The 25,340-nt window shown below is 58.8% G+C and carries 18 protein-coding genes and 1 rRNA gene; 10 read left to right on the plus strand and 9 right to left on the minus strand.

Annotation, left to right across the window (positions count from 1 at the left end):
- Positions 1-51: 51 nt before the first annotated feature.
- From B9Q17_RS14465 to B9Q17_RS14485, 5 genes are all read right to left on the minus strand, one after another.
- Positions 52-1,592 (minus strand): 16S ribosomal RNA (locus B9Q17_RS14465).
- A 394-nt stretch (positions 1,593-1,986) separates the two neighbouring features.
- Positions 1,987-3,186, minus strand: a complete 1,200-nt coding sequence (gene purT, locus B9Q17_RS14470) for a formate-dependent phosphoribosylglycinamide formyltransferase (RefSeq protein WP_094625744.1) — start codon at positions 3,184-3,186, stop codon at positions 1,987-1,989.
- Positions 3,187-3,210: 24 nt separating this feature from the next.
- Complete coding sequence (locus B9Q17_RS14475; RefSeq protein WP_058340698.1) at positions 3,211-3,393, minus strand: DUF1289 domain-containing protein; 183 nt, start codon at positions 3,391-3,393, stop codon at positions 3,211-3,213.
- A 2-nt stretch (positions 3,394-3,395) separates the two neighbouring features.
- On the minus strand, positions 3,396-3,923 hold the full coding sequence (locus tag B9Q17_RS14480; RefSeq protein ID WP_094625745.1) for a gamma carbonic anhydrase family protein: 528 nt from the start codon (positions 3,921-3,923) through the stop codon (positions 3,396-3,398).
- Between the two features lie 17 nt (positions 3,924-3,940).
- Positions 3,941-4,522, minus strand: coding sequence for an NUDIX hydrolase (locus B9Q17_RS14485; RefSeq protein WP_094625746.1), 582 nt, complete (start codon positions 4,520-4,522; stop codon positions 3,941-3,943).
- Between the two features lie 95 nt (positions 4,523-4,617).
- On the opposite strand from B9Q17_RS14485, the gene B9Q17_RS14490 reads away from it, so the two are divergent.
- Complete coding sequence (locus tag B9Q17_RS14490; RefSeq protein ID WP_022989616.1) at positions 4,618-5,166, plus strand: NUDIX hydrolase; 549 nt, start codon at positions 4,618-4,620, stop codon at positions 5,164-5,166.
- Here B9Q17_RS14490 and B9Q17_RS14495 read toward each other — a convergent pair whose 3' ends face one another.
- On the minus strand, positions 5,167-5,478 hold the full coding sequence (locus tag B9Q17_RS14495; RefSeq protein ID WP_094625747.1) for a YqfO family protein: 312 nt from the start codon (positions 5,476-5,478) through the stop codon (positions 5,167-5,169).
- 385 nt (positions 5,479-5,863) lie between these two features.
- Entirely contained in the window at positions 5,864-9,769 is a 3,906-nt protein-coding gene (gene purL / locus B9Q17_RS14500; protein WP_094625748.1) for a phosphoribosylformylglycinamidine synthase, read from the minus strand.
- Positions 9,770-9,985: 216 nt separating this feature from the next.
- On the opposite strand from purL, the gene mltF reads away from it, so the two are divergent.
- A complete protein-coding gene (mltF, locus tag B9Q17_RS14505; RefSeq protein ID WP_094625749.1) occupies positions 9,986-11,524 on the plus strand; it encodes a membrane-bound lytic murein transglycosylase MltF in 1,539 nt (512 codons plus the stop codon).
- Positions 11,525-11,538: 14 nt separating this feature from the next.
- Here the strand turns inward: mltF and B9Q17_RS14510 are convergent, their stop codons facing one another.
- Complete coding sequence (locus tag B9Q17_RS14510; protein ID WP_022989620.1) at positions 11,539-12,021, minus strand: regulatory protein RecX; 483 nt, start codon at positions 12,019-12,021, stop codon at positions 11,539-11,541.
- 146 nt (positions 12,022-12,167) lie between these two features.
- On the opposite strand from B9Q17_RS14510, the gene B9Q17_RS14515 reads away from it, so the two are divergent.
- The 5 genes from B9Q17_RS14515 to B9Q17_RS14535 all read left to right on the plus strand — a co-directional run bounded on the left by B9Q17_RS14515 (position 12,168) and on the right by B9Q17_RS14535 (position 21,375).
- Positions 12,168-14,639 (plus strand): DUF349 domain-containing protein, encoded by a 2,472-nt coding sequence (locus B9Q17_RS14515; RefSeq protein ID WP_094625750.1) that lies wholly within the window; start codon positions 12,168-12,170, stop codon positions 14,637-14,639.
- A gap of 175 nt (positions 14,640-14,814) precedes the next feature.
- On the plus strand, positions 14,815-16,023 hold the full coding sequence (locus tag B9Q17_RS14520) for an acetyl-CoA C-acetyltransferase (RefSeq protein WP_094625751.1): 1,209 nt from the start codon (positions 14,815-14,817) through the stop codon (positions 16,021-16,023).
- Between the two features lie 29 nt (positions 16,024-16,052).
- Positions 16,053-18,203, plus strand: a complete 2,151-nt coding sequence (locus B9Q17_RS14525) for a 3-hydroxyacyl-CoA dehydrogenase NAD-binding domain-containing protein (protein ID WP_094625752.1) — start codon at positions 16,053-16,055, stop codon at positions 18,201-18,203.
- A gap of 219 nt (positions 18,204-18,422) precedes the next feature.
- Complete coding sequence (locus B9Q17_RS14530) at positions 18,423-20,597, plus strand: carboxy terminal-processing peptidase (protein WP_094625753.1); 2,175 nt, start codon at positions 18,423-18,425, stop codon at positions 20,595-20,597.
- 4 nt (positions 20,598-20,601) lie between these two features.
- A complete protein-coding gene (locus B9Q17_RS14535) occupies positions 20,602-21,375 on the plus strand; it encodes a helix-turn-helix domain-containing protein (protein ID WP_094625754.1) in 774 nt (257 codons plus the stop codon).
- Here B9Q17_RS14535 and mtnA read toward each other — a convergent pair.
- Positions 21,364-22,419, minus strand: coding sequence for an S-methyl-5-thioribose-1-phosphate isomerase (mtnA, locus tag B9Q17_RS14540; RefSeq protein ID WP_094625755.1), 1,056 nt, complete (start codon positions 22,417-22,419; stop codon positions 21,364-21,366). The two genes, B9Q17_RS14535 and mtnA, sit on opposite strands and share 12 nt — an antisense overlap.
- Positions 22,420-22,586: 167 nt before the next feature.
- Here mtnA and B9Q17_RS14545 point away from each other — a divergent pair, with 167 nt between their 5' ends.
- From B9Q17_RS14545 to gph, 3 genes are read left to right on the plus strand one after another with little or no spacing between them, the layout of a single operon-like run.
- Positions 22,587-23,915: a TRZ/ATZ family hydrolase gene (locus B9Q17_RS14545; protein WP_094625756.1), complete on the plus strand. Its 1,329-nt coding sequence runs from the start codon at positions 22,587-22,589 to the stop codon at positions 23,913-23,915.
- A gap of 22 nt (positions 23,916-23,937) precedes the next feature.
- Positions 23,938-24,654 carry a bifunctional 2-polyprenyl-6-hydroxyphenol methylase/3-demethylubiquinol 3-O-methyltransferase UbiG gene (gene ubiG, locus B9Q17_RS14550; protein ID WP_094625757.1) on the plus strand — a complete coding sequence of 239 codons (717 nt, stop codon included), beginning with the start codon at positions 23,938-23,940 and terminating at the stop codon, positions 24,652-24,654.
- Positions 24,644-25,309: a phosphoglycolate phosphatase gene (gene gph, locus B9Q17_RS14555; RefSeq protein ID WP_208618791.1), complete on the plus strand. Its 666-nt coding sequence runs from the start codon at positions 24,644-24,646 to the stop codon at positions 25,307-25,309. Before ubiG ends, gph begins: the two co-directional genes overlap by 11 nt.
- Positions 25,310-25,340: the final 31 nt, after the last annotated feature.

The raw sequence follows: 25,340 nt of genomic DNA on the forward strand, positions 1-25,340 counted from the left end.
TAGCCAACCAAGTAATTCGTGTGGACTCTGACCGAAGCATTCGGCTTCGTTTAAGGAGGTGATCCAGCCGCAGGTTCCCCTACGGCTACCTTGTTACGACTTCACCCCAGTCATGAACCACACCGTGGTAATCGTCCTCCCGAAGGTTAGACTAACTACTTCTGGTGCAATCCACTCCCATGGTGTGACGGGCGGTGTGTACAAGGCCCGGGAACGTATTCACCGCGACATTCTGATTCGCGATTACTAGCGATTCCGACTTCACGGAGTCGAGTTGCAGACTCCGATCCGGACTACGACGCGTTTTAAGGGATTGGCTCACTCTCGCGAGTTGGCAGCCCTCTGTACGCGCCATTGTAGCACGTGTGTAGCCCTGGCCGTAAGGGCCATGATGACCTGACGTCATCCCCACCTTCCTCCGGTTTGTCACCGGCAGTCTCCCTGGAGTTCTCAGCTTTACCTGCTAGCAACCAAGGATAGGGGTTGCGCTCGTTACGGGACTTAACCCAACATCTCACGACACGAGCTGACGACGGCCATGCAGCACCTGTCTCAGAGTTCCCGAAGGCGCCAATCCATCTCTGGAAAGTTCTCTGGATGTCAAGGCCAGGTAAGGTTCTTCGCGTTGCGTCGAATTAAACCACATGCTCCACCGCTTGTGCGGGCCCCCGTCAATTCATTTGAGTTTTAACCTTGCGGCCGTACTCCCCAGGCGGTCAACTTAGTGCGTTAGCTGCGCCACTAAGACTTCAAGAGTCCCAACGGCTAGTTGACATCGTTTACGGCGTGGACTACCAGGGTATCTAATCCTGTTTGCTCCCCACGCTTTCGCACCTCAGTGTCAGTGTTGGTCCAGGTAGCCGCCTTCGCCACTGGTGTTCCTTCCTATATCTACGCATTTCACCGCTACACAGGAAATTCCACTACCCTCTACCACACTCTAGTCTGACAGTTCGAAATGCCGTTCCCAGGTTAAGCCCGGGGCTTTCACATCTCGCTTACCAAACCACCTACGCGCGCTTTACGCCCAGTAATTCCGATTAACGCTTGCACCCTCCGTATTACCGCGGCTGCTGGCACGGAGTTAGCCGGTGCTTCTTCTGCGAGTAACGTCAATCCTTAAAGGTATTAACTTTAAGGCCTTCCTCCTCGCTGAAAGTGCTTTACAACCCGAAAGCCTTCTTCACACACGCGGCATGGCTGGATCAGGGTTGCCCCCATTGTCCAATATTCCCCACTGCTGCCTCCCGTAGGAGTTCGGGCCGTGTCTCAGTCCCGATGTGGCTGATCATCCTCTCAGACCAGCTACGGATCGTCGCCTTGGTAGGCCTTTACCCCACCAACTAGCTAATCCGACTTAGGCTCATCCAATAGCGCAAGGTCCGAAGATCCCCTGCTTTCCCCCGTAGGGCGTATGCGGTATTAGCAGCCGTTTCCGACTGTTGTCCCCCACTACTGGGCAGATTCCTAAGCATTACTCACCCGTCCGCCGCTCGTCAGCGGGGTGCAAGCACCCCCTGTTACCGCTCGACTTGCATGTGTTAAGCCTGCCGCCAGCGTTCAATCTGAGCCATGATCAAACTCTTCAGTTTAAATCATACAAGAACCCGAAAGTTCTTAATTCTTGCTCAAGACAAAACTCAATTTTCGACGAGTCACTGTCCTGATATTTCGTATCCGAAATACCTCGGCCAGCGCCCACACGAATTACTTGGTTAACTTGTTAAAGAGCGTTTGAGCTGTTGCTCAATCAAGGCCGCGCATTCTACATCGTTCCGCCGCCTTGTCAACCGTTGATTTCGAATAATTTCTGAAGCAATTTTTCGAATACTTTCAATCGGTTATCGCTGAGGTTTTGCTCCGTTTCCGGCGTTGCCCCTCAAGCGAGATGCGCATTCTACAGACCTCAGCACAGGTGTCAACGGTTGCCTTAAACTTTTTTGAAAAGTCCTTTTCGCCGCCAACACTCCGGCTACAGGCACATCATTAAAGCTCTACTTTAACAGCATCCGCAACAGCTAAAGCACGCTGCCGGGCCTCCTCTATAGAGTTCCCCTTTGCCAGCGCCACCCCCATGCGACGACGCCCCTTCAACTCCGGCTTGCCAAACAACCGCAACTGGGTATCCGGCTCAGCAAGTGCCAGCTCTACTCCACTGTATGAGACATCAACTGACTCGCCTTCAGGAAGAATGACCGCCGAAGCCGTTGGTCCTTGCTGGCGAATTACCGGAACAGGCAAACCAAGAATAGCCCGGGCGTGCAGGGCAAACTCGGACAGGTCCTGGGACATCAGGGTAACCAGGCCAGTATCGTGTGGCCTCGGGGATACTTCCGAGAACCAGACCTGATCGCCTTTTACAAACAGCTCCACACCATAGACACCGTAACCACCCAGGTTGTCGGCAACCGCCCGGGCAATTTCCATGGAGCGTTCAAGTGCTTTGGGAGCCATAGGGTGCGGCTGCCAGGATTCCCGGTAATCACCATCTTCCTGGCGGTGCCCGATGGGATCGCAGAACGAAACGCCATCACGGTGGCGAACCGTCAGCAGGGTGATCTCATAATCGAAGTCCACAAAGCCTTCGATGATGACACGCCCCTTCCCTGCCCGGCCACCGGTTTGGGCATACTCCCAGGCCGCTTCTATCTCCGCATTGTCTCTTACCAGGCTCTGCCCCTTACCCGAAGAACTCATTACCGGCTTGACCACCAGTGGCAGCCCGATTTCTTCGACGGCAGCCAGGTACTCCTCGCGGCTGCCGGCAAACCGGTAGGCTGAAGTGGGCAACTCCAACTCTTCCGCAGCCAGGCGGCGGATACCTTCGCGGTTCATTGTCAGATTGACGGCACGCGCGGTCGGAACAACCCTGTATCCTTCTTCTTCAAGCCGCACCAGCTCAGCGGTTGCGATGGCCTCGATTTCAGGAACAATCAGGTGCGGGCGTTCTTTTTCAATGACCGCCCTCAGTGCCGCGCCATCGAGCATATCAACCACATGGCTGCGGTGGGCGACCTGCATGGCCGGTGCATTTTCGTAGCGATCCACGGCAATCACTTCCACACCGTAGCGTTGCAACTCCATTACCACTTCTTTACCAAGCTCGCCTGAGCCGCAAAAAAGCACGCGTGTTGCACCAGGCTTCAGCGGTGTACCAATCCGGACAGTCTGCTCTGAACCAGTCATTGAATCTGTCTTCCTGTGTATAGATTAGATAGCAACTTTCTTTTCACGCTCAGCCACCTTTCGAAGAACCTCCCGGCGCTCCTCGTCTGTCATCATGGTCCAGCGCAGTATTTCATCCCCGGTTCGCTGACAGCCTATGCAGGTGTCATTCTGGTCCAGCGCACAAATGCTGACACAGGGGGAGCGCACTTTATCGGCAGTTTTCATGGTTAAATCTCGACTTGCTGCAGATCAGCCAGGTAACGCTCGGCATTCTTCACGTAGTGAGCCGCACCGAACTCCAGCATTTTCTTCTGGCTTTCATTCAGCTCACGACGAACCTTGCCCGGGGAACCGATCACCATGGAGCCGTCCGGAATTTCCATTCCTTCCGGGATCAAGGTGTTCGCGCCAATCAGGCAATGCTTGCCGATCTTTGCACCATTGAGCACCACCGCATTAATGCCAATAAGCGAATAATCCCCGATCTGACAGCCATGCAGCATCGCTTTGTGCCCGACGGTCACACCACGCCCAATAGTAAGCGGAATACCCGGATCGGTATGCAGAACCGAACCGTCCTGGATGTTTGATTCCGGGCCTATGGTGATCAACTCATTATCGCCACGAATCACCACATTGAACCAGATACTGGATTTCTCCATCAGCTTGACGCTGCCAATCACGGTGGCGTTGTGGGCGACAAACTGGCCATCGCCGTCTTTTTCGGGCTTTCGCTGACCCAGGCTATAAAACATAGAACTCCTCCGTCGCCCTACCGGGGCGGCTCAAGAATATCGATGCCGGCATCGTACACAGCATTCAGAAAATCGACCAGAACCACGGCCGACAAACCCCATATCTGATAACGCTCCCAGCGATAGCATGGCACGTAAAGGGTATTGTGCTGGAAGCTGAGGGTATCCGTTCGTTCCCGCTTGTCCTCGAGGAAAAAAGAAACCGGAACACGGAAGATACTTTCAATTTCTGCCGGATTGGCCTGTAACGGGTGATCAACCGGCACCAGGCCTACGTATGGAGTTACGACAATCCGGTGCAAAGACATCACCTGGCTGAGCGGCGCAATGAGCCGAACCTGATCCGGCGGCAGGCCGATCTCTTCATGGGTCTCCCTCAGCGCGGTTTCCGCCAGGGAAGCATCTTCGGGATCCCGTTTACCCCCCGGGAAAGCAACCTGCCCGCGATGGGTTTTCATATGCTCGGACCGGAGCGTGAAAATGATCTCGGGGTTGCGGTGATCATCGGTGACCGGAACGAGCACGCCGGCTTCGGGGTAATCCAGGGCCAGTTGCCTGGGGGCGTATTTGGACAACCGTTCGGTTAGCAGGTCTTCCACTCTTTACTCCGGTTACTTGCCAATATTGAGTGAGACACAGGCAGTCCGGATCGTTAAACTGACTACCAACGGACACTCAGTATACGGGGAAAACAATGAAGTATTGCAGCACATGCGGCCAGCCGGTTGAACAACGTATTCCAGAGGGAGATAACCGGCATCGCTATGTTTGCGTCAGCTGCGAGACCATACATTACCAGAACCCGCGCATTGTTGCCGGCACGGTTCCGGTGTGGGAAGGCCAGATTCTGTTATGCAAGCGCGCGATCGAACCCCGCTATGGCTACTGGACCCTGCCTGCAGGGTTTATGGAAAACGCGGAGACCACCATGGAAGCAGCCGCCCGGGAAACCCGGGAAGAAGCCCTGGCGGAAGTTACCATCCATGGCCTGTACTCGATTATTGATGTTCCCCACATCAACCAGGTGCACATGTTTTATCGCGCCACCCTTACAGACGGGCAATTCGGCGCCGGGCAAGAGTCCCTGGAATCAAAGCTGTTCACCCCCGACGATATCCCCTGGGACGAAATTTCCTTTCCTACCGTACGAAAAACCCTTGAGCTGTTCCTCAAGGATATGAAAAGCGAAAGCTATGGCGTGCACATTAAAGACATTCGCCACCCGATGGCGAAGAAGGGCTGATCAGAAGTTTTCCAGCCGGAAAACCTCGTACGCAGGCTCCTCATAGGGGTGAGCCTGCTTCAGCGCCGCAACCGCCTTGCCGATCACCGCATCATCGCAAACCAGCTCGACCTTGTACTCCGATACGGTCTCCAGCTCGCCCTGACTGCCCAAAAAAGGATCACTTCCTGCCAGCGGACGAAACTGGCCCTGCCCTTTGCATTGCCAGGCACACTGATCGTAATCACCGATCTTCCCCGCACCGGCATCGAACAGGGCCTGCTTGGTTTGCCTCAAATGACTCTCCGGCACGAAGTAACACAACTTGTACATAGCCCGCTCCAGATTGATCAAGCTTCGCTCAGCATTAGGGTTTCCAAACTTACCCACAGTTTCTGTGGATAACTCTGGGGATATTTTCTGGGAATCCGTCCCTGAGCCCCATTGTTACTGACCTTTCCTTAAACTGGCGACAAAATCGCCCATTTAATTTAATCGTTATCTTTCAATAAGTTATGTTTGTCGAACAAAAATCAGGCGTAAATCTCTGACTCTGTTCACAGATCACACAACGCACCCGCAAAATGTGCATAAAGTTCGCGAGTCAAGACCTTGACTGACAAGTTTTCGGACTTTTTTACACAAAAAAACCGGCCTGAAGGGTGCTTCCAACAGAAGCTCTTCAGGCCGGCTTTGTCAAGACGGACTCAGGGGTTGATCAAGCCAACCAGCGTCTCGCATTTCTGAACATACGCATCCAGGGGCCGTCTTCCTGCCAGCCATCCGGGCGCCAGGAGTGCTGAACCGCACGGAATACCCGCTCGGGATGCGGCATCATGATGGTCACCCGGCCATCACGGGTGGTAACACCGGTAATGCCCGCCTCGGAACCGTTCGGGTTGTAGGGGTAACGAGTCGTCGCCTCGCCCCGGTTGTCCACGTAACGCATGGCTACCAGCTCATTTTCGATGAGCGCCTGGGCGTTATTAGCTGCGGCAAATTCAATCCGACCTTCACCGTGGGCCACAGCGATCGGCATCCGGGAACCGGCCATGCCGTCCAGGAATGCAGACGGAGACTGCGCTACTTCCACCATCACCAGGCGAGCTTCAAACTGCTCAGACTGGTTACGGACAAAGCGAGGCCAGCCTTCGCTACCCGGAATCAGCTCGTGCAGGTTCGACAGCATCTGGCAACCGTTGCACACGCCCAATGCCAGCGTGTCCTGGCGATTGAAGAACGCGGCAAACTGATCCCGAACGCGGTCATTGAACAGGATGGACTTGGCCCAACCTTCACCGGCACCCAGAACGTCACCGTAGGAGAACCCGCCACACGCCACCAGGCTCTGGAAATCATCCAGGGTGATGCGGCCAGAGAGCAGGTCGCTCATGTGCACGTCTGTTGATTCAAAACCGGCACGATCGAAGGCAGCGGCCATTTCAACCTGGCCATTTACGCCCTGCTCGCGCAGGACAGCCACTTTCGGCCGGGCACCGGTATTGATGAACGGAGCAGCAACGTCTTCGTTGATGTCGAAGGTCAGCTCGGCGTTCAGGCCGGGGTCTTCAGCGTCCAGCAGGTTATCAAACTCCTCCCGGGCACAGTCCGCATTATCGCGCAGAGACTGGATGCGATAGCTGGTTTCCGCCCACAGGCGCTGGAACTCTGTGCGGGACTCATCCACCACGTTGTCGCCGGCAAAGGTCAGGCGCACGCGGTCTTTATCGTTCAGGGTACCCACCACACTGGTGTGGTCGCCCAGACCAGCCGACGAGAACTGCTGCAGGACAAACTCGGTGTCGTCACGACGCACCTGGATGACTGCCCCCAGTTCTTCGTTAAACAGCTCGCGAGCAAATTGCGAGCTGTCTTCCGCCAGGCCGTCCAGCTTTATATCCACACCGGTGCGGCCGGCAAACGCCATTTCTGCCAGCGTGACAAACAGGCCGCCGTCAGAACGATCGTGGTACGCCAGCAACTTGCCGTCGCCGTTCAGGCCCTGAATCACCGCAAAGAAGGCCTTGATGTCTTCCGGGTCGTCCAGGTCTGGCGCTACGGCACCTACCTGGCGATAAACCTGCGCCAGTGCAGAGCCACCCAGGCGGTTCTGGCCGGCAGCCAGGTCAACCAGGATCAGGTCGGTTTCACCGGCATCTGTTCTCAGCTGGGGCGTCAGTGTGCGGGCTACATCGGTAACCGGCGCAAAGCCGCTGACAATCAGAGACAGCGGTGCAGTCACACTCTTCTGCTCGCCGTTGTCTTCTTCCCAGGTGGTTTTCATGGACATGGAGTCCTTGCCCACCGGGATGGTAATACCCAGCTCCGGGCACAGCTCCATACCGACTGCGCGCACGGTCTCGTAGAGATTCTCGTCTTCACCCGGGTGACCGGCTGCAGCCATCCAGTTCGCAGACAGGCGAATATTCGAAAGCTTTTCGATCGGCGCCGCGGCCAGGTTGGTAATTACCTCGCCCACCGCCATACGGCCGGAAGCCGGCGCATCAATGACGGCAACCGGTGTGCGCTCGCCCATCGCCATGGCTTCGCCGGTACGTACATCAAAAGAGGCAGCGGTAACCGCCACATCGCTCACCGGCACCTGCCAGGGGCCAACCATCTGGTCACGGGCCACAAGGCCGGTAATTGTGCGGTCACCGATGGTGATCAGGAAACTCTTGGAACCCACAGACGGCAAACGCAGAATACGGCGAATGGCATCCTGGATATCGATCTTGGTGGAATCGAACACCGGCTTGGTGAACGAAGAGCGGGTAATGCTGCGGTGCATTCTCGGCGGCTTGCCGAACAGCACTTCCATCGGCAGGTCCACCGGCTTGTCGTTAAAGTAGGAATCGCCCAGTTCCAGGTGGTGCGCTTCGGTGGCTTCACCGATCACCGCATAGGGGCAACGCTCACGACGGCACAGGGAATCGAACAGGTCGATATTCTCCGGCGCCACGGCCATTACGTAGCGTTCCTGGGATTCGTTACACCAGATTTCCAGGGGCGACATTCCGGGCTCGTCGCTCGGGATATCCCGCAATTCGAACTTGCCGCCACGGCCGCCGTCTTTCACCAGTTCCGGCATGGCGTTGGACAAACCACCCGCACCTACGTCGTGAATAAAGCAGATCGGGTTGTCATCGCCCATTTGCCAGCAGCGGTCGATCACTTCCTGGCAGCGGCGTTCCATTTCCGGGTTGTCCCGCTGAACCGAGGCAAAGTCCAGGTTCTCGTTACTGGAGCCAGAGTCCATGGAAGACGCCGCGCCACCACCCAGGCCGATCAGCATAGAGGGGCCACCCAGCACAATCAGCTTGGCGCCAACCGGGATATTACCCTTCTCCACATGATCTTCCCGGATGTTACCCAGACCACCGGCAATCATGATGGGCTTGTGGTAACCGCGCACTTCCTCACCGGCGGCGCCGGGCACCTTCTCCTCGAAGGTACGGAAGTAGCCGGCCAGGTTCGGACGGCCGAATTCGTTGTTGAACGCAGCGCCGCCAATCGGGCCTTCAATCATGATATCCAGCGGTGAGGCAATGCGATCCGGCTTACCGTAGCCGATCTCCCAGGGCTGCTCATCGCCGGGAACATTCAGGTTGGAAACCGTGAAGCCCGACAGGCCGGCCTTGGGCTTGGAACCCCGACCGGTCGCGCCCTCATCACGGATTTCACCACCGGAGCCGGTAGCGGCACCGGCAAACGGTGAGATAGCGGTGGGATGGTTGTGGGTTTCCACCTTCATCAGAATATGTACCGGCTCCTTGTTGTAGCCGTACACACCGGTTTCCGGATCCGGGAAGAAGCGCCCGGCCACACTGCCTTCGATAACCGACGCGTTATCTTTATAGGCCGACAACACGCCTTCGCTGTTCATCTCGAAGGTGTTGCGGATCATCGCAAACAGGGATTTCTCCTGGCCTTGCCCGTCGATATCCCAGGACGCATTGAAAATCTTGTGGCGGCAGTGCTCCGAGTTGGCCTGCGCGAACATCATCAGTTCCACGTCGGTCGGATCACGCTCAAGGCCGGTGAACGACTTCACCAGGTAGTCAATCTCGTCTTCCGCCAGCGCCAGGCCCAGCCGGGCGTTGGCTTCAACCAGGGCATCACGGCCGCCGGACAACACCGGTACACGGCCCAGCGGGCGGGGTTCATCGTGGCTGAACAGCAGCACGGCACCGCCGGTTTCGTGGAAGACGGTCTGGGTCATGCGGTCGTGCAGCAGGGCGGCAATTTTTTCCCGCTGCTCCAGTCCCAGCTTACGGCTGGACTGCACATAATAGGCAATACCACGCTCGATCCGGCGAATCTGGCGCAAGCCGCAGTTGCGGGCAATGTCCGTTGCCTTGCTGGACCAGGGCGACAGCGTGCCCGGCCGGGGCACCACAAGGAACAGAACCCCTTCAGGTTCTTCAACCTGTACACTGGGGCCGTATGTCAGCAGCCTGTCCAGAATCGCGTGTTCCGCGTCGGAGAGGTCATCATCGAGATCCACAAAGTGCATGAACTCGGCATACACATGGGCTACATCCGGAACAATATCCTGGATCCTGGAGTGCAGCTTGCGGGAACGGAAAGGCGAGAGCGCGGGAGCGCCGCGAAGTTCAAGCATGATATCAACCTGTATCGCGCGAAATCGGGAGACGTCTGAAAGGCGGCCATGATACTCGAAACGGGCGGCGGGATACAGCATCAGGTAGCCGGCCGGAAAAGCGTACAATTGACATTGTTTTGCACATGGATTGAACAGATCAATTGACCACCTTCCGGCAAGGAGGGATCATTCACCTGACTGCATGGAACGTCGAATGATGCGGAGCGCAGGGATTTGTCACGATTGATCAGCACCTTTAAAACCAGCCACAGGCCTGTGGCCCTGATTCTGCTGGCTGCACTGGCGGTCAGCGGCTGCTCCCGGCCGACTGCCCTTCAGGACGTTCGCAACGAAGGTGTCCTACACGTCATTACCCGTATAGCTCCTTCTATTTATTACCAGGAACGGCAAACCACAACCGGCTACGACTACGAACTGGCCAGCGACTTTGCCCGGGAACTGGGCGTAGAACTGAGAGTCCGTGTTGCTGAAGACAACTCCGAAATCCTCTCGGTACTGTCCCGAAACTACGCCCACATCGGCATGGCCGGGCTCGCCAGACTGCCGGAGTTCGAAGGCAAGTTCCACACCGTGCCCACCGGCATCAGTGTTCAGTCCGTAGTGGTCTACCACCGGGATGCAGACAGGCCAGAAACCCTCGACGACCTGCAGGGCGATACTGTCCACATGCTGGCTGACAGCAACCACGAACATCTGCTTGAAGCACAGGAAGGCGAACCAGCGCCGGTTATTGCCGTTCACGCTGAAATCGATGCCGCTGGCCTTCTGGCCCGGGTGGAAACCGGGGAATTCGCCTACGCGGTGGTTTCATCGAACGAGCTCGACCTGAACCACGTCTTCTTCCCCGATGTCTACGAAGGTTTCGCCCTGAACGAGCCGGAAGAGCTGGTTTGGCTGTTCCCGGCGGAACAGGACGATTCGCTGGCCAATGCCGCCGCCAGCTTCATGGAAGCCCAGCGTGATAGCGGCCAGATGGAGCAGCTGGCCGAGCGTTTTTATGGCCACCTGGACCGGCTCAATTTTGTGGGTGCCCAAACCTTCATGGCCCACGTGGACAACCGGCTGCCCACCTACCAGACCACCTTCGAAAGCTACGCCCGGGAAACCGGCCTGGACTGGCGCCTGCTTGCAGCCATCGGCTATCAGGAATCCCACTGGCGCGCCAATGCGGTCTCCCCCACCGGCGTGCGCGGGCTGATGATGCTTACCCGCACCACTGCCAACTATATCGGCGTGAGTAACCGCCTGGACCCGGAGCAAAGTATTAAAGGTGGCGCCCTGTATTTCCTCCGGGTGCTCGAGAAAATTCCCGACCGAATTCCGGAACCGGACCGCACCTGGTTTGCCCTCGCCTCCTATAACGTGGGCTATGGCCACCTTGAAGATGCCCGACGGTTAACGGAATCGGCAGGTAAAAACCCGGATCGCTGGATGGATGTGAAGGAATTCCTGCCGTTGCTGGCCCAGAAGGAGTGGTACACCAAAACCCGCTTTGGCTATGCCCGTGGGCACGAGCCGGTGGCCTACGTACAGAACATCCGTCGCTACTACGATGTGCTGGTAAGGGTCACGGAACCGGAGCTGCCAGAACCGTCTGAAACCGATGTAGACCTGGCCGCCCTCAATGCCAGAGATGAAAGCGCCGAAGATGGAACCAATGGTTCCGACAACGCGGACAATACAGAATCGGGCTCACCCAGCCTGCGAGCCGCACTGCCACCTGAGCTGGGGCTGATCCCGCCCACACTGTAATCCGGCCAACCGGGTTACTCGTCTTCGGGAGCCCGCGCTTCCAGTGCCCGCTCAACCTGTGAATGGGAAAAGCCCCTCCCGGCCAGAAACCGTGCCTGTCGCAACTTTTCTTTCAGGTCATCATCCAGCCTTGCCAGCCCGAACCGCCTTTCCCTCAGGCGCACGGCCGATGCCAGCCATTGCTCTTCGGTGGTTTCACTGAGGCACCCGGGGCTGAAATTCACCCCACGCTGCTGCAAGTCCGCCAGGATTCTCAGGGGCCCGTAGCCCGCATCCATCCGTTGCCGGGCAAACACATCGGCAAAACGGTGATCATCCAGCCATCCTTCATCCTCGTATTCATCGAGGACTGTGTTGATCAGTGCCGGCTCAATCTTCCGTTGGCGAAGTTTCAGCGCCAGCTCGTGGCGACTGTGTTCACGCCGAGCCAGCAGGCGCAGCGCCACCGAGCGGGCCTTGTAATCCTGGTCTTCGGGATTTTCATCTCTTTTTGCCATACAGCCCCTTTCCGCGATGGCTTGCAAAACGCTAGACTACCGGCCGATTTCACACACCGCCCGGCACACCCGACCGTGCTTGTGGCCGGTGGCAGCACACTTTGCCGCCACCGCAGACTGGTTTCAATCCCGAAGGATACCTTTATATGGCTGCATTCATTCAGAGACTGTTCAAATCCCGCAAGGCAACCCCGGCAAGCGCTCCGAAAAACAGCACGCCAAAAGCGGCCGAGGCCAGCCAGCAGGAAGCCCAAAACGAACGACAGCTTCTGCGGGAATCCCAGGAAAACCAGCTCAGAAACAATCCGCCACAGCCCGAACTCGCCCAGCTTGCCATTGACGGCGTAACCGCTGCCATTCGCCTGGAAGCCGCCAACGGCCTTCAGCAGGAAGAGCTCCTGCAGCAGGTGCTCAAGCAGGCCAAGGGCCGGGACAAGGGTGTCTACCAGGCAATCAAGCAAAGCCTGCAAACCGTGAAAGACCAGCAGGCCGCCGAAACCGCCGTACAACAGCGTATCGAAGCCCTGATCACCCAGGTACAGGACCAGGCCCGCAGTGAAGACACCAAGCTTTACGAAGCCCGGCTCGACGCAGCACAGGAAAGCTGGCGCAGCGTTGAAGCCAGCGCCAGTGCCGAACAGGCCGGGCAATTCCTGGCTGCCGTGCACGACTGCCGGGAGCGGCTGAAACAGTTTAAACAGGTACAGGAAGACGAAAAGCGCCACCAGGAGCAGGCCCGCCAGAGAACCGAGACCCTGGAACTGCTCCAGCAGACCCTGACAGACCTGCAAACTGCCTCCGCAGAAGACCTGCCTTCGGCCTCGGCCCTGGACGCCCTGCAGAAAACCCAGGAAAACCGCTGGCTGGAGGCCACCCGTGACACCCAGGTAAGCAAGCAGGAGCAGAAAGAATACGAGCAGCAGATGCTGGGCTTGCGCAACTACCTGAGTGCCGTGCGCCGCCTGGAAACCATGAAAGACAGCATTGCCAGCCTGGGTGAAGCGGCCGGATCAGACGAGGCAACCGACGAGCAACGTGATGCTGCAAGGCAACTGCTCAAGGAACTGGAGTGGCCGGCAGAATTCCCCCAGCCCGCCAGGCTGGAACCTGTACGCAAGCTGGCCGGCAAACCCAGAGCCGCGAAACCGGCAGATGCCAACCAGGAACAGCAAAGCGCGGTTATGTCAGCTCTGAAGGCCACCCTTCCGGACCTGGAAGCTGCCCTGGAAGCCAGGCAGTTCAAGGAATCAAAGCAACTTCTGAAAACCGCCCAGAACCAGTTCCAGCAACTGGATGGCCGAAACCGTCGTGGCTTCCAGGCCCGCATGCAACTGCTTGCCGGCCAGTTCCGGGAGCTCAGCGACTGGCAGGGCTTTGCCACCGAACCCAAGCAGGTATCCCTGTGCGAGCAAATGGAATACCTGGCAGAACAACCCATCGAGCCGGAAGCCAAGGCGGAGCGCATCAAGGAGCTGCAGAGCGAGTGGCGTGAACTGGGCGGTTCGTCTGACCGGGCCCTGTGGAGCCGGTTCAAGGCCGCGTCTGACAAGGCCTACGAACCCTGCAAAGCCTACTTCGAGGCAAAATCGGACCTTAAACAGGCCAACCTGCAGAAGCGCCAGGCCATCTGCGACCAGTTGGCTACTTTCCTGGACAACGCAGACTGGACAGCCATCGACTGGAAAGGCGCCGAGCGCATTCACCAGACTGCCCGGCAGGAGTGGAAATCGGCCTGGCCCGTGGACTTCCGCGACAACCGGCAAATCCAGAAGCGTTTTGACGACTTGCTGAAGCAGCTTGAGCGCCCGCTGGACGAAGAGCGCAAAAAGAACGAAACCCTCAAACAAGGCATCGTCGAAAAAGCCGAGGCGCTGATCAGCCACGAGCCCCTGCAGGAAGCCATGGAGCAAGCCAAGGCCCTGCAGAACGACTGGAAAGCCATCGGCATCACCCGGCACCGGGAAGACCGCAAACTCTGGCAGGCGTTCCGCACAGCCTGTGACCAGATCTTTGCCCGCCGCGATGCCCAGCGCTCCGCACAGCAGGAGGCAACCGAACAGGCAGACCAGGCGGCACTCGAAACCGTTGCCCAGCTGCGGGAACTTGGCACTGACTCCGATGACCAGTCCATCGCCGGCGCCATCGAACAATTGAACGGCCTGGCCGGTAATCCGTTGTCCAAGCCGGTTCGGGAACAGGTTCAGGAGCTGAAAAAGCGCCTGGCCCAGACCGCCCGCACCCGTAAGTTGAAACAGAAAATCAACGACTGGCAAAGCCTGGTGGCAGGCCGGGTAGACAACTCCCTGGATCCGCAAACCGCGCCTGAGAGCTGGGCCCGCCTGGCACAGAACCAGCCAGCAGTGTCGGGCCGGGACCTGGCCATTCGTGCGGAGATCCTCGCCGGCGCCGATACCCCGGAACAGGACCAGCCTCGCAGGATGGAAATCCAGGTGCAGCGCCTGACCGAAGGTATGGGCAACACAGAAACAGAAGCGCCGGCACAGGAGCTGGAAAAACTGATTGCCCTGTGGTGCCTGCACCCGGAGGTAGAGGACGTATCCGCCAGCAACGCCGACCGCCTGAATCGCGCACTGGAGGTTATGCTCGGCAGCGATTAAACAGTCGCGCCGCTTCCCCGATCCAAAATCCCTGCTCCGGCGGGGATTTTTCGTTTCCGGGCTGAGCAATTTCGCCAATGGGATTGGCAGCGGCTGTCATTACCGGGTACTACACTGAACCGCTATGGTTATCACTCTTTGAAAACAAGCCCGGATAACAATCAGAGGAACAGATATGACCACCGAGGCGTACATATTCGATGCCGTTCGCACCCCCCGCGGACGCGGCAAGAAAGATGGCTCACTGCACAGCGTTAAGCCGATCACGCTGCTCACTACCGTGCTCAAGGCTCTGGAAGAGCGTAATCGGCTCGACACTTCTCAGGTAGATGATGTCGTCATGGGCTGCGTCACCGCCGTGGGTGACCAAGGCGCGGATATCGCCAAGACGGCGGCACTGGCCGCTGATTGGGATGAGAAAGTGGCCGGCGTCACCCTGAACCGTTTCTGCGCCTCCGGCCTGGAAGCCGTCAACCTGGCCGCCATGAAAGTACGCTCCGGGTGGGAAGACATGGTGGTAGCGGGCGGCGTTGAAGCCATGTCCCGCGTGCCCATGGGCTCTGACGGCGGCGCCTGGGCTACCGACCCGGAAACCAACCTGCACACAGGCTTCATGCCCCAGGGCATCGGGGCTGACCTGATCGCCACTCTGGAAGGCTTCAGCCGTGAAGATGTCGACGGCTTTGCCGTGAAATCCCAGCAAAAAGCCGCCAACGCCTGGGAAAAGGGTTATTTCGCCAAATCAATCGTTCCGGTTACTGATCAGAACGGCGTTGTCATACTGGATCGGGACGAGCATGTGCGCGGCAACACCACCGTGGAATCCCTGGCAGGCCTCAAGCCCTCGTTCCAGATGATAGGCGAGATGGGCTTTGACGGCGTCGCCCGGGAAAAATACCACTACGTGGAGAAGATCAACCACGTGCACCACGCCGGCAACTCCTCCGGCATTGTCGACGGTGCCACCGCCATGCTGATTGGCAGCGAAGCCAAGGGCAAGGAACTGGGCCTGAAGCCCCGCGCCCGCATCGTTGCCACCGCGGTCACCAGCACAGACCCCACCATCATGCTCACCGGCCCGGCCCCCGCCGCCCGCAAGGCGCTGGAGAAAGCGGGCATGACCGTGGGCCAGATCGACCTGTTTGAAGTGAACGAAGCCTTCGCATCAGTGGTGATGCGCTTCCAGAAAGAACTGTCCGTTCCGGACGAGAAAGTGAACGTGAACGGCGGCGCCATCGCCATGGGCCACCCGCTGGGTGCTACCGGTGCCATCATCCTCGGCACCCTGCTGGATGAACTGGAACGCCGTGAACTGCGCTACGGCCTGGCCACCCTGTGTGTGGGCGGCGGCATGGGCATTGCCACCATCATCGAGCGCGTCTGAACGCCACTTTCAAATAAAAGGAACCGACCATGAGTGCCATCCAATACGACCTGGGTTCAGACCAGATTCTGACCCTGACCATCGACATGCCGGGCCAGTCCGCTAACACCATGAACGGCGAGTTTCGAACTGCACTGACCGAAACCGTCAATAAGGTCAAAAGCGACCTGAATAATGTCAAAGGCATTATCATTGCCTCCGCCAAGAAAAGCTTCTTTGCCGGCGGCGACCTGAATGAGCTGTACTCAGTGACCCGCGAACAGGCCAAAGAGTTTGAAGACATGGTCAACGGCCTGAAAGCCGACATGCGTGCGCTGGAAACCTGTGGCAAACCTGTGGTGGCTGCCATCAACGGCACCGCTCTGGGTGGTGGCCTGGAACTCGCGCTGGCGTGTCATTACCGCGTTGCCATTGATGACGACCGCACCCAGCTGGGCCTGCCGGAAGTGACCTTGGGCCTGCTGCCCGGCGGTGGCGGCACCCAGCGCCTGCCCCGGATGATTGGACTGGAAGCGGCTTTCCCGTTCCTGATGGAAGGCAAAAAGATCAACCCGAAAGCGGCCCTGAAAGCCGGCATCGTGAATGAATTGGCCAGTTCTCCGGAAGACATGATCGCCAAGGCCCGTGCCTTTATTGAAGCCAACCCCAAGTGCCAGCAGCCCTGGGACCAGAAAGGCTTCAAATTCCCCGGCGGCGCCCCACATCATCCAGCCATGGCACAGAAACTGGCCATCGCCCCAGCCATGCTGCGTCAAAAAACCAAGGGCTGCTACCCTGCCCCTGAGCGGATTCTGGCAGCAGCCGTGGAAGGCGCCCAGGTGGACTTCGACAACGGCAGCCTGATTGAAACCCGATACTTTGCCGAGCTGGCCACCGGTCAGGTAGCCAAGAACATGACCGGCACCTTCTGGTTCCAGCTCAACGCCATCAAGGCCGGCGGCAGTCGCCCGGATGGTGTGGAAAAAGAAACTTTCAAGAAAGTGGGCGTACTGGGTGCAGGCATGATGGGTGCCGGGATTGCCTACTCCACGGCCAGCCGCGGCATTGAGGTGGTGCTGAAGGATGTCTCGGTTGAAAACGCCGAGAAAGGCAAACGCTACTCCGAGAACCTGCTGACGAAGAAAGTCAGCCGCGGCCGGATGACCGAAGCCCAGAAAGACGAGGTGCTGGCCCGAATTAAAGCCACGGCTTCCGCCGACGATCTGGAAGGTTGTGACCTGATCATCGAAGCCGTGTTCGAAGACAGCGATTTGAAGGCAAAGGTTACCCAGGAAGCCGAGCCGAAAATGGCGGCCAACGGCATCTTTGCCTCCAACACCTCCACCATCCCCATTACCCAACTGGCGCAGGCCTCCGCCAAGCCGGATAACTTCATCGGCCTGCACTTCTTCTCCCCGGTGGACAAGATGCAGTTGGTGGAAATCATCGTGGGCGAGAAAACCTCCGATGACACCTTGGCCCGCGCCTTCGACTACGTGCAGCAGATCGGCAAGATCCCCATTGTGGTGAACGACAGCCGCGGCTTCTTCACCTCCCGGGTGTTCGGCACCTTCGTGAACGAAGGCATCAGCATGCTGGCCGAGGGCATTCACCCCTCCAGTATCGAGAACGCAGGTTTGTTAGCCGGCATGCCGGTGGGGCCACTGGCGATTTCTGATGAAGTCAGCATGACCCTGATGCAGCACATCCGCGCCCAGAGCCGGAAAGACACCGAAGCCGCCGGCGGCACCTGGCAGCCACACCCGGCCGAAGCCGTCATTGATGCGATGGTGGATACCCACAACCGCAAAGGCAAAGCCGCCGGCGCCGGTTTCTACGAGTACCCGGAGAAGGGCAAAAAATACCTTTGGCCGGAGCTGGAGAACTTGTTCGTAGACCAGGCCAAGGCCCGCAGCGTGCAGCTTCAGGACCTGAAAGACCGCATCCTGTTCATCCAGGCTATCGAGACCATCCGCTGCCTGGAAGAAGGCGTGCTGAGAACCGTGGAAGATGCCAACATCGGCAGCATCTTCGGCATTGGCTACGCGCCCTGGACCGGCGGCGCCATCCAGTTCGTCAATCAGTACGGTGTTCGGGCCTTTGCCGAACGGGCACAGCAACTGGCTGACCAGTACGGCGAGCGCTTCGCACCGCCTGCGCTGCTGATGGGCAAGGCAGAGAACAACGAAACCTTCTCCTGACCCTGCCGGCCGGAGGGGGCCTCCCTCCGGCCACTTTACTTCCCGCAACCTGCCCCAATCTATTACCCCGGGGCGCAACGTATATGGACATATTGTCACGAAGCTATACCCAAGGCCTATGGCAACAGGTGTAGCGGTTGCCTACAATAAATTTATCAGTCACGGGTAGAACAGCGGCTTACGCGTTACCAGACACCCAGTATCGCCAGGTATGCATTTATGAGCATTGCGGAAAGAATCAGACAACACAGCCCCCGGCCGGCCACCCTGAAAAAAGCGGGGCTTTGCACAGCACTGGGCCTTGCCCTGCTGGTGCCGGGACTGTCCGGTTTGCAGGCAAAGCTGGATGAATCGGCTATCTACGAGCCGGTCGCGCCCACCATTGACCAGGCCCGGGCCAACATCCTGATTGCCCGCCAGCTTCAGTTCACCCATTTCCGCAACCTGGGTATCAGTGACGAACTCTCTGGCGATGTGTTTGATGCCTACCTGGACTACCTGGACAACCAGCGCGTTTACCTGACCCAGCAGGACATCGACGCACTCTCCAACGTCCGTAACCGCCTGGGTTCGGCCCTGAAAACCGGCCAGCTGCAACCAGGCTTTGATATCTATAACCTGGTGCAGCAGCGGGTTATCCAGCGCCTGCAGTTCGCCCTGTCGCTGATCGACGAGGGCATTGATAACCTGGACTTCGAAGGCAACGATCAAATCCGCGTTGACCGCTCCGAAGCACCCTGGGAAGCCGACAGCGCCGCGCTGGACCAGCTCTGGGTCAAGCGCATCAAGAACGCGGTGCTGGCCCAGCGCCTGAACGGTACTGAAGACGACGTCATCGAAGAGAACCTGCGCCGCCGCTACGAAGGCCAGCTGAAGCGCGCCTACCAGGCCCGCAGCGAAGATGCCTTCCAGGCCTACATGAACGCCTTCACCGGCATGTGGGACCCGCACACCTCCTACTTCTCTCCGCGCACCTCGGAGAACTTCAACATCAACATGAGCCTGTCCCTCGAGGGCATTGGCGCGGTGCTGCAGTCCGACAACGAATACACCAAGGTGGTGCGACTGGTTCCCGGCGGCCCGGCTTCCAAACAAGGCCAGCTGCAACCGGCCGACCGTATTGTGTCGGTAGCACAGGAGGGCGAAAAACCGGTCAACGTGATCGGCTGGCGCCTGGATGAAGTGGTGGACCTGATTCGCGGCCCCCGCAACTCAACCGTCACCCTGGAAGTGATTCCGGCCAACGCCTCGGACGAAAGCGTTACCCGCTCGATCGATATCATCCGGGACGAGGTCAAGCTGGAAGAACAGAGCGCCAGCAAGGAAGTGATCGAACTGGAACGTAAGGGCCAGGACTATCGCATTGGCGTGATCACCATTCCTACCTTCTATGCCGATTTCCAGGCCATGCAGGCAGGTGATCCCAATTACAAAAGCACCACCCGGGACGTTCGCCGGCTGATCAGCGAACTGAAAGAAGACGGTGTCGATGGCGTGGTGATGGACCTGCGCAACAACGGTGGCGGTGCCCTGCACGAAGCCAACGACCTGGTAGGCCTGTTTATCGACAAAGGCCCGACAGTGCAGATCCGTAACGCCAACAACGATGTACAGGTGCTGAACGACGAAGACCCCACCGTGGTTTACGACGGCCCGCTGGTGGTGCTGGTTAACCGCATGAGTGCCTCGGCTTCGGAAATCTTTGCCGGCGCCATCCAGGATTATGGTCGCGGCCTGGTCGTAGGCTCCCAAACCTTCGGCAAGGGTACGGTACAGGCGGTTCGGCCCCTGAACCACGGCCAGCTGAAGATTACCCAGTCCAAGTTTTACCGGGTATCCGGCGGCTCTACCCAGCATAAAGGGGTGATTCCGGACATCGAGATTCCGTCACGCATCGACAAAACCCGCATCGGCGAAGATGCCCTGGACCACGCCCTGCCCTGGGACCAGATTGAAGCGGTGCCCCATAACCGTTACTTCGACTTCAGCGGCATTATCGATGAACTGCGCGAGCGCCATGAAGACCGGTTTGCGACCAACCCGGAATTCAGCCTGCTGCAGAAAGAAATCGAATTCCTTACCCAGCAGCGGCAGATGGACTACGTAAGCCTGAACCACGCCGAGCGGAAGGACCAGCACAGCCAGATTGAAAATACCCGGCTGACCATTGCCAACGCCCGCAGGGAATTGCGCGGTGAAGAGCCGTTCGACACCCTGGAAGACCTCGAGCAATGGCAGGACGAGCAGGCCGCAGACCTGGACACCACCGATGACGAACTGGACTTCGTGATCCGTGAAGGCGGCCACATCATGGCCGACCTGCTGGAACTGGACCAGCGCACCGCCTCTATCCTGTCGCCCACACAGTTCGCGGCCAAAGCCGAAACCCGGTAACCACATGGCAGACACCGACCGGGAGCCAGCCAACCAGGATAGCCAGCAGCGCGCCGCCCTGTTCCGGGACATGCTGCTGGATGCCCTGCACGCCATGCGCTCCATGGACGAAGTGGAAAGCCTGGCAGGCCGCGATAACAAGGCCAGGAGCCCGGAAGGCATACTGGAGCGGATAGCGGGATTTACCGGTTCTGCCCTTCGGCTGGGTGCCAAGGCCACCGATACCTCCCTGCGGGTGGGCCGCGCGCTGATCAACTCCCAGGATCAGCTGCGGGCCATGCTCACCGCCGGCCAGTCCATGAAAGACATCCGCGAAGTGGCCGGGCTTACGCTTTCGGAAATGAGCGAAGCCCTCAACCTGAAAGACAAGTCGCTGCTGGAAGCCATCGAGAACGGTACGTCTACCCTGTCCTTCGAGCTTATTCTGCGCCTTGCGGCACTGATTGCCCGTAACGACCCGATTCCCTTCATCATGCGCACTACCCGCAACTACAACCCGGAGGTGTGGCAACTGCTGAACGACTGGGGCATCGGGCGCCTACCGCTGCAGTTCGAGCGGGAACGGGAATTTATCAATATTTTCCGGCGCCACGACGATGCCCGTACCCTGTCGGATGAAGGCTTCCGCAAGGTTCTGGAATTCACCCGCCACAGCTTTGAGATGTCCATGCACTTCGTGGAAGAGCAGGAAAAGCAGGTGGCCGACCTGAAAGCAAACCTCCAGGCCGGCCAGGCCACCGCAGGAAAATCCGGGGCCGGCAAAGACTCAGGCAAATAGCGCCTGCATGGCCGCCAGGTCCGGATTCCGGACAGCGCCCTTCTCGGTTACGATCGCATCAATCAGGCTGGCCGGGGTAACATCGAACACCGGGTTGAACACCTCCACGCCCGCCGGCGCCAGCGCAATGCCCCGAATTTCCCGGACTTCCGTACCTTCCCGCTCTTCAATGGGAATCTGCGCGCCAGACGCCAGGGCCATGTCCACGGTGCTGGACGGCGCCACCACCATAAAGCCCACACTGTGATAACGGGCCAGCACCGCCAGGTTGTAGGTACCGATCTTGTTGGCCACATCACCATTGGCGGTAATACGGTCTGCCCCCACCACAATCCACTTCACCTTACCGCTGGCCAGGATGGCGGCGGCTGCACCATCGGCATTCAGGGTAACGGGGATTTCATCACGGGTCAGTTCCCAGGCGGTCAGCCGGCTGCCTTGCAGCCAGGGGCGGGTTTCATCCGCGTATACCCGTTCCAGCAACTGCTTCTCATGCAAGCGACGGATTACCCCCAGTGCCGTGCCATAACCACCAGTGGCCAGGGCTCCGGTATTGCAGTGTGTCAGCACGGACATGGGCGCCTGTATGTCCATGACCTCCAGCGCATGGTCCGCCATGGCAAGGTTGGCTGCCAGGTCTTCCTCGTGAATACGTACCGCTTCGGCAGCCAGTTGCTCCGCTGCTTCGGGCAAGGACTGGCAGGCCCCGAAGACCCTGCCCATGCGCTCCAGGGCCCAGAACAGGTTTACCGCGGTCGGGCGGGAACGGGCCAGTTCATCAATCGCCCGCTCAACCTCTCCCTGCCAATCGTCAGTACCGGCATGGCGTGCAGCCAGGGCAACCCCGTAGGCTGCACTGATACCAATAGCGGGCGCCCCCCGAACCACCATATCGGCAATACACTGGGCCACGCCGGTAGCGTCCTCCGAGGTAATCCAGTGCTCTTCCCCCGGCAGCAATCGCTGGTCCAGCAGCTCAAGCCGGTAACCATGCCAGCGCATGGCTACAGTGCCCATGGAACGGGAGGAAGTGGAATTGGCCATAAACAGCTCCGCAGGGGGTGAAAAAAACGCAGTATAGCTTTTTCCTACTTCGTTTATACCTCCATTGGCCCGGTGGCCGGGGTAGTTCTGTTGCAGCGGGCTGGTTATACTTCCGAGTTGAATTTTCCGGCACGATCAACCGTGCCAATAGCTGACAAGGCAGGTTAATGACGGCAGACACCATTACTGCGGCCGACACCCGGATCAACGCGCGCTGGCTGATACCCATGGAACCCTTTGGCGTGGTTCTGGAACACCAGGCTGTTATCCTTCAGGGCAGCCGTATTGCCGATGTCCTGCCCCAGAGCGAAGCAGACCAGAAGTTCCGCACCCGGGAAACCATCAACCTGGACCAGCACGTGGTCTTGCCAGGGCTGATCAACCTGCACGGCCACACCGCGATGTCCCTGTTCCGGGGCATGGCCGACGACCTGCCACTGATGACCTGGCTGAACGACCACATCTGGCCGGCCGAAGGCCGCTTTGTCAGCGAACCCTTTGTTCTGGACGGCACCCGCCTGGCCATGGCCGAAATGCTGCGCACCGGCACCACCACCTTCTCGGATATGTATTTCTTCCCGGAAGTGACTGCCCAGGTGGCCCACGACGTTGGCATGCGCGCACAGATCTGCTTCCCCCTGCTGGACAACCCGACGGTGTGGGGCTCCGGCCCGGAGGATTACCTGCGCAAAGGTGCCGACCTGATTGCCCTGTGGCAGCACGACGACTACATCATGCCCGCCATCGGCCCCCATGCACCCTATACGGTGTCTGACCAACCGCTGACGGCAGCCGTTAAGCTGGCAGAGGAAACCGGTGCGGCCCTGCAAATACACCTGCACGAAACCGCCTTCGAAGTGGACGAAGCCGTAAAGGCCACCGGCAAGCGCCCGGTATTCCGGATGGCAGAACTGGGCGTACTCGGCCCGAACAGCCAGTATGTGCACATGACCCAGATTGACGATTCCGATCTGGAGCATCTGGCCCGGGCCGGAGGGCACATCGTCCACTGCCCGGAATCGAACCTGAAGCTGGCCAGCGGCTTTTGCCCGGTTCAGAAGCTGATCGACAGCAACATCAATGTCACGATCGGTACCGACGGGGCTGCCAGCAACAACGATCTCGACCTGTTCGGCGAACTGAAAACCGCGGCCATGGTGGCCAAGGTGGTGGCCGGGGATGCTGCCGCCGTGTCGGCACACACCGCACTCAAGATGGCGACCATTAACGGCGCCCGGGCCCTGGGCCGCGACCACGAACTGGGCTCGCTGGTGCCGGGCAAACTGGCCGACCTGATTGCCGTTGATCTCAGCGACCCGTTCCTGCAGCCCGTGTACGACCCGGCCTCTCACCTGGTGTACAGCAACCATGGCCGGGCAGTAAGCCACAGCTGGATTCACGGCGTACCTCAGGTACAAGACGGCCGTTTGACCCGTATCGATGTGCCAGACCTGATGCTGCGTGTCAGCGACTGGCGCAACAAGATTCTCAGTTAATTATCTCAACCAGGTGCACTCCATGAGCAACCAGAACGTAGACCAGAACGAGATTGCCAAGTTTGAAGCACTGGCCAGCCGCTGGTGGGACCCCAGCAGCGAATTCAAGCCGCTTCACGACATCAATCCCCTGCGCCTGAACTACATCGACGAGCGGGTATCGCTGGCAGGCAAGAAAGTACTGGATGTTGGCTGTGGTGGCGGTCTGCTGTCTGAAGGCATGGCCCTGCGTGGTGCCCACGTAACCGGCATCGACATGGGCGAAGCCCCGCTGAACGTAGCTCGGCTGCACGGCATGGAATCCCGTGTGAAGGTGGACTACCGCCAGACCACCATCGAGGAGCTGGCCCGGGACCCGGAACATGCCGGCCAGTACGACACCGTCACCTGCCTGGAAATGCTGGAGCACGTTCCGGACCCGGGCTCGGTCATCAAGTCTTGCGCGGCCATGTTGCGCCCGGGCGGGCACCTGTTTGTGTCTACCATCAACCGCAACCCGAAGTCCTTCCTGTTTGCCATTGTGGGCGCGGAATACGTGCTGAACATGCTGCCCAAGGGCACCCACGAGTGGAAGAAGTTCATCCGGCCCTCGGAAATGTCCGACTACCTGCGCCACGCCGGGCTGGACGTGCGCGAGCTTACCGGTATGACCTACAACCCCATCACCAAAAGCTACAAGCTGGGCCGTGATGTCGACGTCAACTACCTGATGCACGCGCGGGATATTCGTGAAGACTGATCAAAAACCCTCTGCGGTACTGTTTGACCTGGATGGCACCCTGATCGACACCGCACCGGATTTCATCCGCTGCCTGAACCAGCTGCGCCAGCTCCATAACCTTGAACCGCTGGCGGCCGAACAAATCCGCCCTTCGGTGTCCAATGGCGCAAGGGCCATGATCCGGGTCGGTTTCGGGCTGGAGCCAGAGCATGACGGCTACGTGGAAAAGCACACGGCTTTTCTGGACCTATACGAGGCGGGCGTAGCGGTAGAAACCACCCTGTTCGAGGGCATGGACTCACTGCTGGAAAACCTGGAAGCCCGTGGCATTCCCTGGGGCATTGTCACCAACAAGCCGGTACGCTTTGCCGAGCCGCTGGTACAGGCACTGGGGCTGGCCCAACGTTGCGCCACCCTGATCTGCCCGGACCACGTCAGCGAACGCAAACCACACCCGGAGCCGCTGTTCCTGGCCTGCCAGAGAATTGGTGCTGCGCCGGAACAGGCCGTGTATGTTGGCGACCACGAGCGGGATATCGAAGCCGGCCGTAACGCCGGCATGCGCACCATCGCTGTGCGCTACGGTTACATCGAGCAACCCCACACGGTTGATCTGTGGCAAGCCGATATCATTGCCGACACCGTCAGCGACCTGGCAAAGCTGTTACAATAAGCCCCCTTTTTCGTTCAATCCCGGCACTATT

The organism is Marinobacter vinifirmus (genome assembly GCF_002258215.1).
GTDB lineage: Bacteria > Pseudomonadota > Gammaproteobacteria > Pseudomonadales > Oleiphilaceae > Marinobacter > Marinobacter vinifirmus.

Coding starts and splice junctions, on each gene's coding strand:
- purT (WP_094625744.1), bottom strand. CDS start 3,186: ATGACTGGTTCAGAGCAGACTGTCCGGATTGGTACACCGCTGAAGCCT.
- B9Q17_RS14475 (WP_058340698.1), bottom strand. CDS start 3,393: ATGAAAACTGCCGATAAAGTGCGCTCCCCCTGTGTCAGCATTTGTGCG.
- B9Q17_RS14480 (WP_094625745.1), bottom strand. CDS start 3,923: ATGTTTTATAGCCTGGGTCAGCGAAAGCCCGAAAAAGACGGCGATGGC.
- B9Q17_RS14490 (WP_022989616.1), top strand. CDS start 4,618: ATGAAGTATTGCAGCACATGCGGCCAGCCGGTTGAACAACGTATTCCA.
- B9Q17_RS14495 (WP_094625747.1), bottom strand. CDS start 5,478: ATGTACAAGTTGTGTTACTTCGTGCCGGAGAGTCATTTGAGGCAAACC.
- purL (WP_094625748.1), bottom strand. CDS start 9,769: ATGCTTGAACTTCGCGGCGCTCCCGCGCTCTCGCCTTTCCGTTCCCGC.
- B9Q17_RS14510 (WP_022989620.1), bottom strand. CDS start 12,021: ATGGCAAAAAGAGATGAAAATCCCGAAGACCAGGATTACAAGGCCCGC.
- B9Q17_RS14515 (WP_094625750.1), top strand. CDS start 12,168: ATGGCTGCATTCATTCAGAGACTGTTCAAATCCCGCAAGGCAACCCCG.
- B9Q17_RS14520 (WP_094625751.1), top strand. CDS start 14,815: ATGACCACCGAGGCGTACATATTCGATGCCGTTCGCACCCCCCGCGGA.
- B9Q17_RS14525 (WP_094625752.1), top strand. CDS start 16,053: ATGAGTGCCATCCAATACGACCTGGGTTCAGACCAGATTCTGACCCTG.
- B9Q17_RS14530 (WP_094625753.1), top strand. CDS start 18,423: ATGAGCATTGCGGAAAGAATCAGACAACACAGCCCCCGGCCGGCCACC.
- B9Q17_RS14535 (WP_094625754.1), top strand. CDS start 20,602: ATGGCAGACACCGACCGGGAGCCAGCCAACCAGGATAGCCAGCAGCGC.
- mtnA (WP_094625755.1), bottom strand. CDS start 22,419: ATGGCCAATTCCACTTCCTCCCGTTCCATGGGCACTGTAGCCATGCGC.
- B9Q17_RS14545 (WP_094625756.1), top strand. CDS start 22,587: ATGACGGCAGACACCATTACTGCGGCCGACACCCGGATCAACGCGCGC.
- ubiG (WP_094625757.1), top strand. CDS start 23,938: ATGAGCAACCAGAACGTAGACCAGAACGAGATTGCCAAGTTTGAAGCA.